This window comes from Staphylococcus saccharolyticus, assembly GCF_900458815.1.
Lineage (GTDB): Bacteria > Bacillota > Bacilli > Staphylococcales > Staphylococcaceae > Staphylococcus > Staphylococcus saccharolyticus.
In genome coordinates this window covers 1211900-1228084 of record NZ_UHDZ01000001.1, presented here as the reverse complement: position 1 = coordinate 1228084, position 16185 = coordinate 1211900, and the positions used below count along the sequence as shown (strand labels likewise).

15 protein-coding genes and 1 pseudogene are annotated in these 16185 nt (G+C 31.2%); 1 reads left to right on the top strand and 15 read right to left on the bottom strand.

Annotated features, from left to right (window positions below; genetic code table 11):
• Positions 1 to 65: 65 nt before the first annotated feature.
• The 12 genes from DYE57_RS06030 to ccpN form a co-directional block, all read right to left on the bottom strand.
• Positions 66 to 662 carry a superoxide dismutase gene (locus DYE57_RS06030; protein ID WP_115313266.1) on the bottom strand — a complete coding sequence of 199 codons (597 nt, stop codon included), beginning with the start codon at positions 660 to 662 and terminating at the stop codon, positions 66 to 68.
• Positions 663 to 980: 318 nt separating this feature from the next.
• A complete protein-coding gene (locus DYE57_RS06025) occupies positions 981 to 1400 on the bottom strand; it encodes a Fur family transcriptional regulator (protein ID WP_115313265.1) in 420 nt (139 codons plus the stop codon).
• Positions 1387 to 2250 (bottom strand): metal ABC transporter permease, encoded by an 864-nt coding sequence (locus DYE57_RS06020; protein ID WP_115313264.1) that lies wholly within the window; start codon positions 2248 to 2250, stop codon positions 1387 to 1389. Before DYE57_RS06020 ends, DYE57_RS06025 begins: the two co-directional genes overlap by 14 nt.
• A 30-nt stretch (positions 2251 to 2280) precedes the next feature.
• Entirely contained in the window at positions 2281 to 3078 is a 798-nt protein-coding gene (locus DYE57_RS06015; RefSeq protein ID WP_165417879.1) for a metal ABC transporter ATP-binding protein, read from the bottom strand.
• A 127-nt stretch (positions 3079 to 3205) separates the two neighbouring features.
• On the bottom strand, positions 3206 to 4096 hold the full coding sequence (locus DYE57_RS06010; protein ID WP_115313262.1) for a deoxyribonuclease IV: 891 nt from the start codon (positions 4094 to 4096) through the stop codon (positions 3206 to 3208).
• Between the two features lie 9 nt (positions 4097 to 4105).
• Positions 4106 to 5449, bottom strand: a complete 1344-nt coding sequence (locus DYE57_RS06005; protein WP_115313261.1) for a DEAD/DEAH box helicase — start codon at positions 5447 to 5449, stop codon at positions 4106 to 4108.
• Positions 5450 to 5485: 36 nt separating this feature from the next.
• The gene (locus DYE57_RS06000) at positions 5486 to 6589 is read right to left on the bottom strand and encodes a Nif3-like dinuclear metal center hexameric protein (RefSeq protein WP_115313260.1); all 1104 of its coding nucleotides are present in this window, start codon (positions 6587 to 6589) and stop codon (positions 5486 to 5488) included.
• A complete protein-coding gene (locus tag DYE57_RS05995) occupies positions 6576 to 7268 on the bottom strand; it encodes a tRNA (adenine(22)-N(1))-methyltransferase (protein ID WP_115313259.1) in 693 nt (230 codons plus the stop codon). Before DYE57_RS05995 ends, DYE57_RS06000 begins: the two co-directional genes overlap by 14 nt.
• 149 nt (positions 7269 to 7417) lie before the next feature.
• Positions 7418 to 8524 carry an RNA polymerase sigma factor RpoD gene (rpoD, locus tag DYE57_RS05990; RefSeq protein ID WP_115313258.1) on the bottom strand — a complete coding sequence of 369 codons (1107 nt, stop codon included), beginning with the start codon at positions 8522 to 8524 and terminating at the stop codon, positions 7418 to 7420.
• A 260-nt stretch (positions 8525 to 8784) separates the two neighbouring features.
• Positions 8785 to 10581: a DNA primase gene (gene dnaG / locus DYE57_RS05985; protein ID WP_115313257.1), complete on the bottom strand. Its 1797-nt coding sequence runs from the start codon at positions 10579 to 10581 to the stop codon at positions 8785 to 8787.
• Positions 10582 to 10762: 181 nt separating this feature from the next.
• On the bottom strand, positions 10763 to 11581 hold the full coding sequence (locus DYE57_RS05980; RefSeq protein WP_115313256.1) for a pyruvate, water dikinase regulatory protein: 819 nt from the start codon (positions 11579 to 11581) through the stop codon (positions 10763 to 10765).
• 11 nt (positions 11582 to 11592) lie between these two features.
• On the bottom strand, positions 11593 to 12216 hold the full coding sequence (gene ccpN, locus DYE57_RS05975) for a transcriptional regulator CcpN (protein ID WP_115313255.1): 624 nt from the start codon (positions 12214 to 12216) through the stop codon (positions 11593 to 11595).
• A gap of 340 nt (positions 12217 to 12556) precedes the next feature.
• Between ccpN and DYE57_RS05970 the strand changes: the two genes are divergently transcribed.
• A complete protein-coding gene (locus DYE57_RS05970; RefSeq protein ID WP_115313254.1) occupies positions 12557 to 13957 on the top strand; it encodes a glycine--tRNA ligase in 1401 nt (466 codons plus the stop codon).
• A 142-nt stretch (positions 13958 to 14099) separates the two neighbouring features.
• Here DYE57_RS05970 and recO read toward each other — a convergent pair whose 3' ends face one another.
• The 3 genes and pseudogenes from recO to cdd form a co-directional block, all read right to left on the bottom strand.
• Positions 14100 to 14861, bottom strand: coding sequence for a DNA repair protein RecO (gene recO / locus DYE57_RS05965; RefSeq protein WP_115313253.1), 762 nt, complete (start codon positions 14859 to 14861; stop codon positions 14100 to 14102).
• A 25-nt stretch (positions 14862 to 14886) separates the two neighbouring features.
• Positions 14887 to 15786: a GTPase Era gene (era, locus tag DYE57_RS05960; protein ID WP_115313252.1), complete on the bottom strand. Its 900-nt coding sequence runs from the start codon at positions 15784 to 15786 to the stop codon at positions 14887 to 14889.
• Positions 15787 to 15836: 50 nt separating this feature from the next.
• Positions 15837 to 16179: pseudogene (cdd, locus tag DYE57_RS05955) on the bottom strand (cytidine deaminase).
• Between the last annotated feature and the right edge of the window lie 6 nt (positions 16180 to 16185).

Genomic DNA, 16185 nt, shown 5'->3' with positions numbered 1-16185 from the left:
TTCTATCATTTTAACAAAAAAACAGCAGTCTCTTTAAAAGACTGCTGAAAGAATAGTTATTTTATTTAGCTGCTTTGGTATAGTTCGTCAACTTTTTCCCAATTAACAACGTTCCAGAAAGCACTGATATAATCTGGACGATTATTTTGATATTTAAGATAGTATGCATGTTCCCAAACATCTAAAGCTAGAATTGGAGTTTTCCCTTCAGTTAATGGATTGTCTTGATTAAGTGTTGTTACAATCTCTAATTGGCCATTATCTACTACTAACCATGCCCAACCTGAACCAAAACGAGCTGTAGCTTTATCCGCAAATTCTTTTTTAAATTCATCTAAAGAACCCCATTGTTCTTTAATTTTATCTACAACTTCACCTTTTTCTTCTGAGTTAGGTGATAATAATTCCCAGAATAATGAATGGTTTAAATGTCCACCGCCATTGTTACGAACAGCTGTTTGAATATTTGATGGGACATTGTCTAAATTAGCAACAATTTCTTCGATTGATTTAGCTTCTAAATCTGTTCCTTCAACTGCTGAGTTTAATTTAGTTACATATGTGTTGTGATGTTTGTCATGATGTAATTCCATAGTTTGTTTATCGATGTGTGGTTCTAATGCATCATATGCATAAGGTAATTTTGGTAATTCAAAAGCCATAAATAATCATCCTCCTAAATTATCTGTACGAATATCATAACAAGTAGATTTGTGAGCAGCAATGAATATGCTTACATCATATTCAAAGAAGGCATGGACATAATTTCAATTCTATATAAAGTAAATATAACTTATAAATCAAGTATCATGACGTTATGACACTACACATAAAAATATGTCTTTACCTAAATGTTATATTATAAATATATCTCAATTTTGTGAAGAATAAACATTAAATTTACTGAAATGAAATAAATACGACTAATGGCCTATAGTTATAGGTAAATAAAAGAAGTCAATTTGACTGTTTTTAGTAATTTATTGTGCTTTACGTTGACAGGGTTCACAAATACCGTAAACTTCTAATTTATGAGTGTGAATCGCAACATTAGGTAAATAATGTTTAATTTGTTCTATAGGACAAAAATCAATGACCTTAGTATCTCCGCACTTTTCACAAATAAAGTGATGATGGTGGTGATTCATACACGCAATTCTAAATTTCATTTCACCATCTAGCTCAGTACTTTCAATAATACCTAAATCTCTAAATAAATGGAGATTTCTATAAATAGTATCAAATGATATTCCAGGATAATCTTTGTCCATATTCTGTTGAATATGCTTTGCATTGACGTATTTATCTTCTTCTACAAATATGTCAATCATATCTTTACGTTTACTTGTATATTTGAGTCCGTTATTTTTTAAAATTTTGATAGCATCATTTGTATTCATTTTGAATTGCTCCCTTTTTAAACTTAACTTTTATTTTTTGGTAAGCCATAGTTACAACAAGCATGATTACTAATAATACTACAATAACACCACCAGGTGAAATGTTCATATAAAATGCAATAACTAAACCTAGAATAATTGAGAGTTCCCCTAACACGACACTAACTAGTATTAATTGTTTAAACCCTTTAGTTATTCTCATTGAAATAGCAATTGGAAGCGAAATTAAGGCACTTACTAATAAAATACCAACCACTCTCATTGAAGCAGAAATAACCATAGCTACAATAATAATAAATAAAAACTGAATCCACTTTGGTATGCCAATTACCTGACTATACTCTTCATCGAAGGATAAAATAAATAGTTCTTTGTAAAACAAGATTATAAAAAGAACAACAAGAATTGCTATGACAATAATTGTTAATAAATCACTAATATTAACAGCACTAATTGAGCCAAACAATAAACCGACAATCTCTTGATTAAATCCATCAGCTAAAGAAATAAATATGGCACTGAGTGCAATCCCTGCACTCATAATGATAGGTATAGCTATTTCCTGATAATTCGAAAATGAAGTTCTTAATTTCTCTATTAACAATGCTCCAATCACTGCAAATAAAATACCAAACCACATAGGATTGATTAGAGATAGTACAGGTATGATTGTCAATATAAACATACCAAAAGAGATACCGCCTAATGTGACGTGACTTAATGCATCGGCTATTAAAGATAGTCTTCTAACAACTATAAATGCTCCTATCAAAGGTGCAATAAAACCGATTAAAACACCGCTAATCAGAGAGTACCTCATAAAATCAAAGTTTAATAACGCATCTATCAAGAGTTAACCTCCTTATCTAATTAATTTTTACTAAATTTCTTCAGCATTACAACACCCTCTGTTATGTTGGTGATCTATGAATTGGATAGGATGGCCATAAATTTTTGAAATTTCAACTTCATCTAATGATTTAAAATCTTCGGTAGTTCCATGAAAGTGAAGATGTTTATTTAAACATGCAACTTCTGTAGCAGTATCAGCAACTACACCTATATCATGAGTAACTAAAATAATCGTAATACCTTGTCTTTTTAATCTTTCTAAAGTTTCATAAAATTCGCTTACATGTTTGGCGTCAATACCATTAGTGGGTTCATCTAAAACTAAAACGCTCGGATTAGAGATAAGAGCGCGAGCTATTAAAACACGTTGTTGTTGACCTCCGGAAAGTTCGGCAATATTTTTATTAATTAAATGAGAAATATTTAACCTGTTTAACACGTGCTCGACTTTTTCAATATCAGTTTTGTTGAACCTTTGAAAAAGTTTTTTTGTTTTAGTTAAACCGCTTAACACTACTTCTTTAACACTTGCTGGAAAGCCTGCATTAAACGCAAAAGCTTTTTGTGACACATAACTAATTTTTAATGATGTTTTGTTGCCTTTATACAACTTTCCTTCTGCATAAATCTCTCCTTTTTGCATAGGTAAAAGGCCTAATATAATTTTTAATAATGTTGATTTACCAGCGCCGTTAGGACCAACGATTGCTAAAAATTCACCTTTATTAATTTTAATATTAATATTTTCAAGTACATGTTTATTATCAAAAAAGTAATCTATATTCCGTAATTCGAAAACTGGGCTAGACATGTTTTCACCTCGCATATTACTATACAACTTATTGAAATTGATGTAAATAGTAATGTTTACGACTATATAATTAGTCAATTCAAGCATTTTATTGAAAGTCATGTACATAAATAAATTAACTTTAAAAAGTAATAAATAAATTCTATTGATTTAAAATTTTAACTTTGAGATCAGAATCAAATTTTTGTGATTTTAGCATTTCAATTTCGAATTTATATGGAGGCTTTTTATTTTTCTTATCTTCTCCAACATAAGGTGTTTCTAAAATTTTAGGAATATCTTTAAATTTATTATGGTGTACTACATCATTTAGAGCCTCGAAACCGATATGTCCAAATCCTATATTTTCATGACGGTCTTTATGGGCGCCACGCTCATTTTTACTATCATTAACATGTACTACTTTGATACGATCTATGCCGATGATTTTATCAAATTCTTCCAATATACCATCAAAATCTTCTTTTACATTGTATCCTGCATCATGAGTATGACATGTATCAAAACATATGGATAATTGCTCATTATGTGTGACGCCATCAATAATTTGAGCGATTTCTTCAAAAGAACGACCTATTTCAGAACCTTTACCAGCCATAGTTTCAAGAGCAATTCTTACATCATTGTCATGTATTAAAACTTCATTTAAACCTTCAATAATTTTTTTAATTCCTTTATCAGCCCCTGCACCCACATGAGAACCAGGATGTAAAACAATGTCTTTAGCACCAATAGCTTGAGTTCTCTCAATTTCATTTTGTAGAAACTCAACACCCAAATTAAAAACTTCAGGTTTAGTTGTGTTTGCAATATTAATGATATAAGGTGCGTGCACTACAATATTCGATAAGCCATACTCTTTCATAGCTTCATGACCTTTATCAATATTTAAATCTTCTATACTTTTTCTTCTAGTATTTTGGGGCGCACCTGTGTAAATCATAAAAGTAGATTCACCGAATTTATGTGCCTCTTCTGCTGAACCTTGTAACATCTTTTTACCACTCATAGAAACATGAGAACCTAATAACATGTGATTCACCTATCCTTTATTAAGTTTACGTTTTTGTCTCTTTTGCTTTTTGCTATATAGTTTTCTCTCTTGGCGTTTTAATTTTTCAACTTCTTGTTTAAATTTCTTTTTATAACCTGGCTTGATTTTACGTTTAGATTTATTTCTTACTTTGTGTTTTACTTCGTTAGTTAAATAATCATCTTTGCGTTGTCTAGATTGTCTAGTGTTGTATGCTTTTATAGGTTTAAGCTCTCCATTTTTAATGTCTACATTTTCAAATTGATAACCTTTATCTTCAATTAATGAGATATTTCGTTCTTCATCTGGACTGTAGAGTGTAATAGCCACACCTTTATAGTTTCCTCTACCTGTACGACCAACTCGATGTGTAAAGAAATCTATGTCTTTAGGAACGTCAAAGTTAATGACATGACTAACACCTTCGATGTCTATGCCTCTGGAAGCAAGGTCGCTCGCAATCACATATTGGAAATCTAAGTTTCGTATACGTTTCATTTGTTGTTTGCGTTCTCTTGGAGTTAAACCACCGTGAATCGTACCTACCTTAATGCATTCATTAATCAATGTGTCTGCTAACTCATCTGTATTATCTCTGCTATTACAAAATATAATACAAAGGTAGGGGGTTAAAATATCTATAAGCTTTAAAGTTTTTTCGACCTTGGCAGATCCTTTTGTTGGAATAAGATAAAATTCAATATTATTTTTATTGTGAGATTTACTATCTACTTCAACAAATTCAGGTTGACTTAAATACTTATTTAAAAATGGTTGTAATGATTTTGGAATTGTTGCACTAAATACTGCAAGATTAGCATTGTCATCTAATTTGGTAGCGATAAAATCAACATCTTCAATTAAACCTAAATCAATCATTAAATCTGCTTCATCTACTATTAAATAGGAAGCCAGATGAACGTGTAAATAACCGTCTTGTGCTAAGTCGTTGATTCTTGTAGGCGTCCCAATAATTAATTGAGGTTGTTGGTTGCATCGTTGTTTATCTTTTTCGACATCCGTACCGCCTATAAAAAGTTTTACGCTGACCCCTTTTTTAAACTTAGCTAAATGTGAAGCTGCTTGGAACAATTGTTGAGCAAGTTCGCGTGTCGGTGCAACAATAATTGCTTGCGGTTCTTGTACGTCGATTTGAATTAATTGCATAAGTGGTAATAAGAAAGAATGTGATTTTCCTGTACCAGTTTGAGATTGTCCAATTAAATTGGTACCTCTAAGAATTCTAGGAATAATTCTATTTTGAATTTCTGTAGGCTTTTCAAAATTAAGGCTTTTGATTGCCTCAATAATATTTGAATCTAGATTCAAATATTCAAATGGATGTTTTTCCATGATTTGTTCTCCTTTAAAAGATAGTCAATGACCTTTTTATTTGTAAGTGAATGGATCTGTATTTGTATCAGATACACTAATTGAAATGTTTTCTTCGTATTTAAATAACCAGTTTTCTAATAATTGTTTTAACCCTTTTTTCATAACATATTCACTGTAATGATTAATATCTAATAAATTGACCCCTTGAATTTTAGCATCTAATGCTTCATGATGTTTGATATCTCCAGTAACAAAGATGTCTGCACCCATACGTTTTGCTTCATATTCGAATCCGATACCAGAACCCCCAATTATCGACACGTTCTTAATAACTGCATTAGGATTTCCTGTGTATTTTAAGCTAGCAATTTTTAATTTATCTTTAACAAAATTAGAAAATTCGTCTAAGGTCATTGCATCTTTAAGTTCACCTATAATACCTAAACCGAAATCAGTCGTTTTTTGCATTTTAATAAAATCATATACGGGTGTTTCATAGGGATGATGATTTAAAATTGCTTGTTCAGTAATATATCGTTGATGTTCATTAATCATAAATTCTAATTTAATTTCATTTACATACTCAATGCTATCGAGTGTACCTAAATATGGATTAGCGTTACCTATAGGTTTGAATTGTCCTTTGCCAGAACTTTCGAAGAAGCAATATTCGTAATCACCTTCTTTGGCTAATCCGAGTTCATTAAGTTTATCTTTAAAAGGCTCTACATTTTCTTTAGGGATAAACGTTTGTACTTTAAAATACGGGACATTTTGGCGATTGAAGATTTCAATGTGTTGTAATTCAATAGCATCCGCTAGCATTTTGTTAACCCCATTTGGATGTACATCTAAATTCGTATGCATTGCAATTAAGTTAATATTGTGTTGAATAAGTTTTCGTATGATTAATCCATATCCGTCGTTTTCCACAATATTATTTATTCCTTTAAAGATTAAAGGGTGATGCGCAATGATTGTATTTACTTGTCTTTCTATAGCTTGGTTTACCACTTCTTTTGTGCAATCTAAAGCCGTGAGAATACCACTAACCTCTTGATTTGCATCACCGATTAATAATCCCACATTATCCCATGATTCTGCTGTTGAAAAGGGTACATGTTCGTCTAAAATTGATATTAATTTACTTATTTTCAATCATTAACACCTCTTGTATTAAATTCATTTCACACTCAATTTCTTCTAGTCTCTCATGATGAGTTGTTGAATTCAATTGAAATTTAATATCTTCTAATACTTTAAGTTCTCTTATCCATTTCTTTTTAAAAGTTGAATTTATATTGTTTAATAAATATGGGCCAAATTTTTCTTCGTATTTAGACAAACATTTGAGTTCGGGATTATATTCTGCTACTACAATTTCATAAACGTGTCCTTTTTCTTCAAGTATATCTTCGTTAATAATTTCGTAATTCAGAGAAGACAAGATTTTTCTTAGTGTTTGTGTCTGTATATTACTTTGTAAAATTAATCTAGGGTGGCGAGTTAATTTATGATATCCTTCTTCCAAAATTTTAGCAATTAAAGGCCCACCCATTCCACAAATAGTGATATTATCGATGTGTTCTTCAGAGCCTATAACTGTTAGCCCATCTCCTAGTCGCACGTCGATGTACTGGTTTAATTGATGCAATTCAACGTTATGGTTTGCAGCGTTAAATGGTCCGCTAATTACTTCACCTGCAATGGCATGTAAACATAGATTATTTTGTATTGCATAAATTGGTAAATATGCATGATCTGAACCAATATCTGCTAAAGTTCCATCTTTTAAATGTGAACATACAGTTAAAAGTCTTTGATTTAAAGTAATCATTTTTAAATCTCCTCATATGTATTAAAAAAGAGTGGAATAGAATTCAGTGATTAAAAATTTGAATTCGTTATCCCACCCAATTAAGTGTGACTTTTATATTAAGTAACGATGATTTAAACTGTCAATATCATTGTTTACTCCTCACTATCTTAATCCATAAAGTCTTTAAGTCTTTTACTACGGCTAGGATGTCTAAGTTTTCTTAAAGCTTTAGCCTCAATTTGACGAATACGTTCACGAGTGACACCGAACACTTTACCAACTTCTTCAAGTGTTCTTGTACGTCCATCATCTAAACCAAACCGTAAACGAAGGACATTTTCTTCTCTATCAGTTAAGGTATCTAAAACATCTTCAAGTTGTTCTTTTAAGAGTTCATATGCCGCATGATCTGAAGGACTTTGAGCTTCTTGATCTTCAATAAAGTCTCCTAAATGACTGTCGTCTTCTTCACCAATTGGTGTTTCTAAAGAAACTGGTTCTTGCGCAATTTTTAAAATTTCACGAACTTTTTCAGGAGGTAAATCCATTTCTTCACCAATTTCTTCAGGTGCTGGATCTCGACCTAAATCTTGAAGTAACTGACGTTGAACACGAATTAACTTATTAATTGTTTCAACCATATGCACAGGAATACGAATTGTGCGAGCTTGGTCTGCAATGGCTCTTGTAATCGCCTGTCTAATCCACCATGTAGCGTATGTTGAGAATTTAAATCCTTTACTAAAGTCAAATTTTTCAACAGCTTTAATTAAGCCCATGTTCCCTTCTTGAATTAAATCAAGGAATAGCATACCTCTTCCAACATATCTTTTAGCAATACTTACAACTAAACGCAAATTAGCTTCAGCTAGACGTGATTTAGCTATTTCATCACCCTGCTCAATTCGTTTAGCGAGTTCGATTTCTTCTTGCGCGCTCAAAAGGTTAACCCTACCAATTTCCTTTAAATACATACGCACTGGGTCGTTTATTTTGACGCCAGGAGGAGCACTTAAATCATTAGGATTAATTTTATCATCTGTATCGGAACTATCTTTTTCATTAACAAGAGTAATATCATTATCATTTAATTGATCAAAGAAATCATCCATTTGGTCTGAATCCATTTCAAAGTTCTGAAGTTTTTCAGCAATTTCTTCATGACTTAAATGACCTTCTTTTTTTCCTTTATCAAGTAATTGTTTTTTAACATCTTCTAATGTTAAAGTCGGATCAATTGTTTGTTTTTTAATTTTAACTTGGTTATCAGACATGAAAAGGCCTCCCGATTTTAATAAATACTGATAATCTTTCAATAACTATATATTATATCGATATAATATGATTTGTATATTGTAAATATTGAATTGGTTGCTTTAAATATAACTAAAATATAACTATTCATTAGTAACAAATAGCCGTCTAATAAATTTTTAACGCTTAAAATTTCTGACATAATTTTTTTACCCTTTAAATGATTGTAGTAACCATAGTTTAATGCTATTTCAAGGGTATTGAATTATTCTCTTAAGTCTTACATCCTATTTTTGTTTTTATTAACGATAAGCTGTAAGTAGTACTTCTGTAATTCTAAATCACCAATACGCGTTGCTTCTCTTAATTTATAATTAAGTGATTCTATAGATTCTTCAGTTTTGTTTTTACTGATAATCTGTATATAGTCTTCTATTTCATTTTCATAAGGTTCATCATTAAGATTGTATTGATCTAATTCAATCAAAGCTTCTCTTAAATCATTGGATTGGGCGTATTGTATCATATCACTTATAGTATAATTATCATTTTTTGAAAAATAGTCATACAAAACGTTAAGTATACTCTTAAAATAGTTATTTGTAAAGTCTTCTGGACCTATTTTTTGATAATAATTTAAAAATGTATCTTTATCATTCATAAAATGTTTCAGCAAGGCTCTTTCAGCTTTTTCAAACATATTTAAATTGTTAAGCAGTTGTGTTTGTTGCTCGAAAGAATCTGCATATTGATTACTGCAATATATAGAGGTTTGCGATTGATGATTTACGTCTATTTCGTGTTCAATCATTTCAGGACTAATCTTAAATATATCTGCTACATTTTGAATAAGTTTATTACGTATAATAGAAGATTTTACTAGTGAAATATCGTTTAGAGCTTCTTTAAAATATCTTTCGTATGACAAATCATTGTTATTAATTTCGTCTTGATGCAATTGTGTTTTAAAAAGTACAAATGACTTTTTGTCTTGCTGTACAAAATTTAAAAATTTCTCATTTCCATACTTTCCTATACATTCATCTGGATCCATTCCTGTAGGTAATTGAACTACATATACGTTTAAGCCTTGTTGTAACAAAGTCTGTCCTGTCTTTAAAGTGGCTTCTTTACCTGCGAAATCTCCATCAAACATTAATGTAATATTATATGTTAACTTTTGTAGGTAGGTCATATGTTCTTGAGATATCTGCGTACCCATACTGGCTACAACTTGTTTTAGTCCTGCATAGTCAGATTTGATGACATCCATAAATCCTTCTAACAAAATTAACTCATCATTTTTACGAATGGATTTACGCGCTTTATCTAAATTATATAACAATCTACGTTTTTGAAAAATAGGTGTTTCTGGACTATTTAAATATTTAGGTTCTTGATTTGTATAAGTTCTTCCTGAATAACCAACTATTCGACCTTGAGCATTTTTTAAAGGAAACATAATTCTATTTCTAAATCTGTCGTAATAGCTAAAGTTCTCTTCGTTACGTGATAATAAACCTGCTTCATATGCCAGTTCAATATCATAGCCTTTCTTTTCAAGAAAATCATAGCAAAAATGAGAACTATCAGGCGCAAACCCTATTTCTCTTTCTTTTATAAGTTCATCTGTAAAACCACGACTTTGTAAATAATTTAATGCTTCTTCACCTTCAACAGTCTTCATTAAGGCATAGTGGTAATAATCTTTAATGAGTTCATGCATTTCAATCATTTTTAAGTCATCCGAAGCCATTTGAGTTGAAGCATTTTTCGAAGTATCTCCTATGTCAACTTGTATATTGACATGTTCACCAAGCTCTTTAACAGCTTCTACAAACGTAATATCTTTTATTTCCTGTGTGAATTGAAAAACATTTCCGCCTTTTTTACAACCGAAGCAGTGACATATCTGCTTATCTTTAGAAACTGTAAAAGATGGCGTCTTTTCATCATGAAAAGGACACAAACCAATATAATTGCGTCCTCTTTTTTCAAGTTTCACATATTCACTTACCAAATCTAATATATCAGTTTTATTTTTAATTTCGTCAATGGTGGCTTGATCTATACGCAAATGGAATCACCTATCACTTTTTAATCAGGGTGTTGATATAGCTATAAATTAATAATGATAAATATAAATGTTGCATTATTGCGTTTCGAAATCGAAAAATATATAGCTTATATTATTTAAATCAATGTTTATAATATCATATGAATTACAATATTATAACTGTTTCAAATAGCAAATGAAATCATTTCGATTTACGTTGTGCAATAATGTGAATAATATCATTGGCAGTTTCTTCTATTGCTTTATCAGAAACGTCAATAACAGAACAACTTAGTTTTTCTACAAGTTCTTCAAAATATTTTAATTCTTCTTGAATACGTGCTTCAGTGGCATATCTTGCAGTGTCACCCAGCCCAAGTTGCTTCAATCTTTCTTTTCGTATACGATTTAATTTTTCTCCACTAATTTTTAATGCAATACATTTAGAGGCATCAATTTCAAATAATGCATCTGGAGGAGTAACCTCTGGGACAATTGGAATATTCATAACTTTATAGCTTTTATGTGCTAAATATTGAGATAAAGGGGTTTTTGATGTTCTAGAGATTCCTAAAAGAACAATATCAGCTTTTGGTAATCCTTTAGGATCTTTGCCGTCATCATATTTAACTGCAAATTCTATTGCATCAATCTTTTTAAAATATGCTTCATCCAATCTATGAACCATACCAGGTTCATAGTACGGTGCTTCATCAATTGATTCTGATAATAAATCCATCAATGGTCCCATGATATCAACGGATTTTAAGGAAAACTCTTTAACCTTTGCTAACATATATTTTTTTATTTCTGGTTTAACTAAAGTATATACAATTATCGCATCAGTATCTTTAGCTACTTGAATCACTTCATCTACATTTTCAAAGGATTCTATGTAAGGATAGCGAAGAAATTCATGTTTACACTGCTTAGGATTGAATTGTGAGACTCCTGCTCTAGCTACTAACTCTGCAGTTTCACCTATTGAATCTGAGGCTACAATTATCTTTATATTATCCATGTATTTACCACCTATTCTTTAAATAATGATACGAATAATTTAGTAATCGTTGTTTTAGAGATGCGACCTATGACTTCATATTTGTCATAATCTTTAGCTCTAACAATTGGCAATGCATCAATTTCCTTATCTATCATCTGATTAGCTGCATATATAACAAGTTGTCCTTCTTCAAGATAAGTTACATTTGGCATTCTAGTCATATTAACACTGATAGGCATTGTGTGTATATCTTCACCTATCATAGACGCTCTAAGTAAATCTTTTCTAGAGCATACACCTACAAAGTCATTATCAGTATTTGTAATAAACAATGTGCCAGCGTCTTCTAGAAATATAGTACAAATTGCATCATAAACAGACATCTCTTCTTTGATTACAACAGGCTGTGACATATAATCACTAACAACATATTTACGTAATTGTTCATTTATGATTTTATTCTTAGATTTACCAGAATAATAATAACCTACTCTTGGTCTAGCTTCAATAAATCCTGACATAGTAAGAATAGCTAAATCAGGGCGCAATGTTGCACGAGTCAAATTTAGCTTCTCAGCAATATGTTCTCCAGTAATTGGTCCTTCTGTTTTAACTATATCTATTATCTGTTCTTGTCTTCTACTAAGTTTTATAGGTCCTCACCCCTCTTCAATACTTCTCTATTATAACTTTTATTATAAATTGCTACAAATACATATAAATACTTGCTATTAAAAAATGTTTCAATTAGAATTAGCATTAAGCGAGTTAAGGATGGTGTGAGCTTAACGGTACTCAATTGGCGCATTAATAAATTTATAAAAGTGAGTGGCTACACTAATTTGGGTGGAACCGCGGGTTAATAATGTAAATAATATATGCAAATGCATCTGCATGTATTTTAAATACTATCAAAACTCGTCCCAAGATGATATTACATTGAGAAAGTGTATATTGTCTTGGGACGAGTTTTATGTATAAGGAGAGTAAATTATGGTTAAAGATATGGATACGATTGTACAACTTGCAAAACATAGAGGTTTTGTATTTCCAGGTAGTGATATTTATGGAGGTTTGTCTAACACTTGGGATTATGGTCCATTGGGCGTAGAGTTAAAAAATAATATCAAAAAAGCATGGTGGCAAAAATTCATTACTCAATCACCATACAATGTAGGTATCGATGCTGCTATCTTGATGAATCCTAAAACTTGGGAAGCGTCTGGTCATTTAGGTAACTTTAATGATCCTATGATTGATAACAAAGATAGTAAAATACGTTATCGTGCAGATAAGTTAATTGAAGATTACATGCAAAATGAAAAAGGTGACGAAAACTTTATTGCCGATGGTTTGAGCTTTGATGAAATGAAGAAAATTATTGATGATGAAGGTATTGTATGTCCGGTAAGTGGAACTGCTAATTGGACCGATATTCGTCAGTTTAATTTAATGTTTAAAACGTTCCAAGGTGTTACAGAAGATTCTACCAATGAGCTATTTTTAAGACCAGAGACAGCTCAAGGTATTTTTGTTAACTATAAAAATGTTCAACGTTCTATGCGTAAAAAATTGCCATTTGGTATTGGTCAAATTGGTAAATCTTTCCGTAACGAAATTACGCCTGGCAATTTCATTTTTAGAACTAGAGAATTCGAACAAATGGAACTTGAATTCTTCTGTAAGCCTGGTGAAGAAATCGAATGGCAAAATTTTTGGAAAACATTTGCAAGTCAATGGTTAAAAGATTTAAATATCTCTGAAGAAAATATGCGTTTACGTGATCATGATGAAGATGAATTATCTCACTATTCTAACGCAACAACTGATATTGAATACAACTTCCCATTTGGATGGGGTGAACTATGGGGTATTGCAAGTCGTACAGACTTTGACTTACAAGAGCATAGTGAACACTCTGGTGAAGATTTTAAATACCATGATCCTGAAACCAATGAAAAATATGTTCCGTATTGTATTGAGCCATCATTAGGTGCTGACCGTGTGACGTTAGCATTTTTATGTGACGCATATGATGAAGAAGGTGTGGAAGGAAGTAAAGATGTACGTGATGTACGTACGGTATTACATTTTCATCCTGCATTAGCTCCATATAAAGCAGCTGTGTTACCATTAAGCAAAAAATTATCAAGCGAAGCAATTAAGATTTTTGAACAATTAAGTGCTCATTTCTCTATCGACTTCGATGAGTCTCAATCTATTGGTAAACGTTACCGTCGACAAGATGAAATTGGTACACCATACTGTATTACATTTGATTTCGATTCACTTGAAGATAATCAAGTAACTGTTCGTGATAGAGATTCTATGGAACAAGTGCGTATGCCAATTTCAGAATTAGAAACATTCTTAGCTGAAAAAGTTAAATTCTAATTAAGCGAGTCTATATTTGATAATTTAAAATTAAATATAATTAAACGCTCTTATCTATTTGTACAATATTTTAAATCCAGATAAGAGCGTTTTTAATTTGAAAAAATCACACCGATATATCACTAAATAACTAACAGTTTTATCAGTGTGAATAATTTTCTAATCTTTTTAGTTGATTAATCAATTTTTGGCTTTTAAAAAACATTCCAGCGTATTCTCTATACATCATGATTAGTAGTTCTGACATTTCATCTAAAATTTCTTGATGTATACTTAGGTTATTCATTTTATTAATAGGTAAATTTTGCAAGATATTTAATATATATAATGAACGATTAGATAGCTTAAATGCATGTTGATCTTGATAGCTAACATCCGATGAAATAGCACCATCAAATTTAAAACTATACGCTATTAATTTAGATTGATCTTTACTCTTTGTTATTACACAGTGATCAAAAGAGGTTGTAAAACCAAACTTTGACATACATTTAAGTAGCACTATTATAGACATAAGTTGTGCTTTTGTACCTTGACTAATTTTAGTTAATACAAAATGGAGTAGTTCATAATTATATTGAGATACTTCATTTTCTTCCGTAGATTTTTCAATAGTTTCAGCGCACAAAGATGCATAACTGTTTTCATATAAGTCTAATTGCAATTCATAGTGTCGATTAATCACATCTACTGAATTAAGTGTCCCCATGCCCCGCCATTGATTATATATGAATAAACCATACACAAACATTTGGGTATGTGCTTGAAGTCCAGATTTAACTTTTTTAGCATGTCTTGCCATAAGTGGTATCTTCGCCCCAAATTCATTCAATATAGTTATGATTTTGTCCGATTCACCATAATCAACAGATTTAACAATGATACCTTTTTGTTTCATTAACATAAGTACAACACCAAACCTCTATTGATTAATCTTGATCTTCGATGTATCCAATTTGACGAATAAAATTAACTTTGTTTCTCCAATCTCGTTGAACTTTTACCCACAATTCCAGATATACCTTAGAACCTAGCAACATTTCAATGTCTCGTCTTGCTCTTTTACCTACTTCTTTAAGCTTTTTGCCACCTTTACCAATCACGATACCCTTTTGTGAGTCTCTTTCAACATAGATTATAGCTTCAATTCTAACGTGATCTTCATCTTCTTTAATCATCCGATCAACATTTACCCCAATTGCATGAGGAATTTCTTCACTAGTTAAGTGAAGAATCTTTTCCCTAATAATTTCGCTTACAACAAACTGTTCGGGGTGATCAGAAAATTGATCATCAGGATAATATTTAGGGCCCTCAGGTAGATAAGATTTTAAAACATCAATAAAATGATCAACATTTAAGCCTTCTAATGCTGAAATAGGTATGATTTCAGTAAAATCCATATAATTTTTATATTGTTCTATTTTAGGCATTAATGCATCTGGGTGAACTAAATCAATTTTATTTAATACTAAAAATATATGTGTCTTGAGGTTCTTTAACATTTCCATTATATACTCATCGCCCCGACCTATTTCTTCATTAACATTTACCATAAACATAATAGCATCAATTTCTGAAAGCGTATTTCTAGCAACTCTCATCATATAATCACCTAATTTATGTTTAGGTTTATGAATACCAGGCGTGTCGATAAATATAATTTGAGCATCTTCTCTAGTCATGACACCTTGTATTTTATTGCGTGTCGTTTGAGCTTTATCAGACATAATAGCAATTTTATGACCGATAACTCTATTTACAAAGGTAGATTTTCCTACATTTGGTCTTCCAATAATTGATACAAATCCTGATTTGTGTTCTGTCATTTATTTAAATCCTTTCCAGAAAATCCTAGTGGTAATAAATCGCCAACCGTCTATTCAATCATATCTTCATTTTGATTGGTCATATATATGGGCATATTTATGTCACATAGTTCCATAAGAACTTGTCTACAAGCTCCACATGGTGATGAGGGTTTTTCGCCATCAACTGTAACAGTAATAAACTCAAAATCACCAGGTCTGTCCCCTTCTGAAATTGCTGCAACTAAACTCGCTCGTTCTGCACAAATGCCCATAGGATAAGCTGCATTTTCAACATTAGCACCATGAAAAGTGCGACCTTAAATAAGCCCCTACTTTAAATTGACTATACGGAGCGTAGGCATTACTTTGTGCCTTCTTAACTTCCTTAAAATAATGAGATTGATAGCTCATAATGTC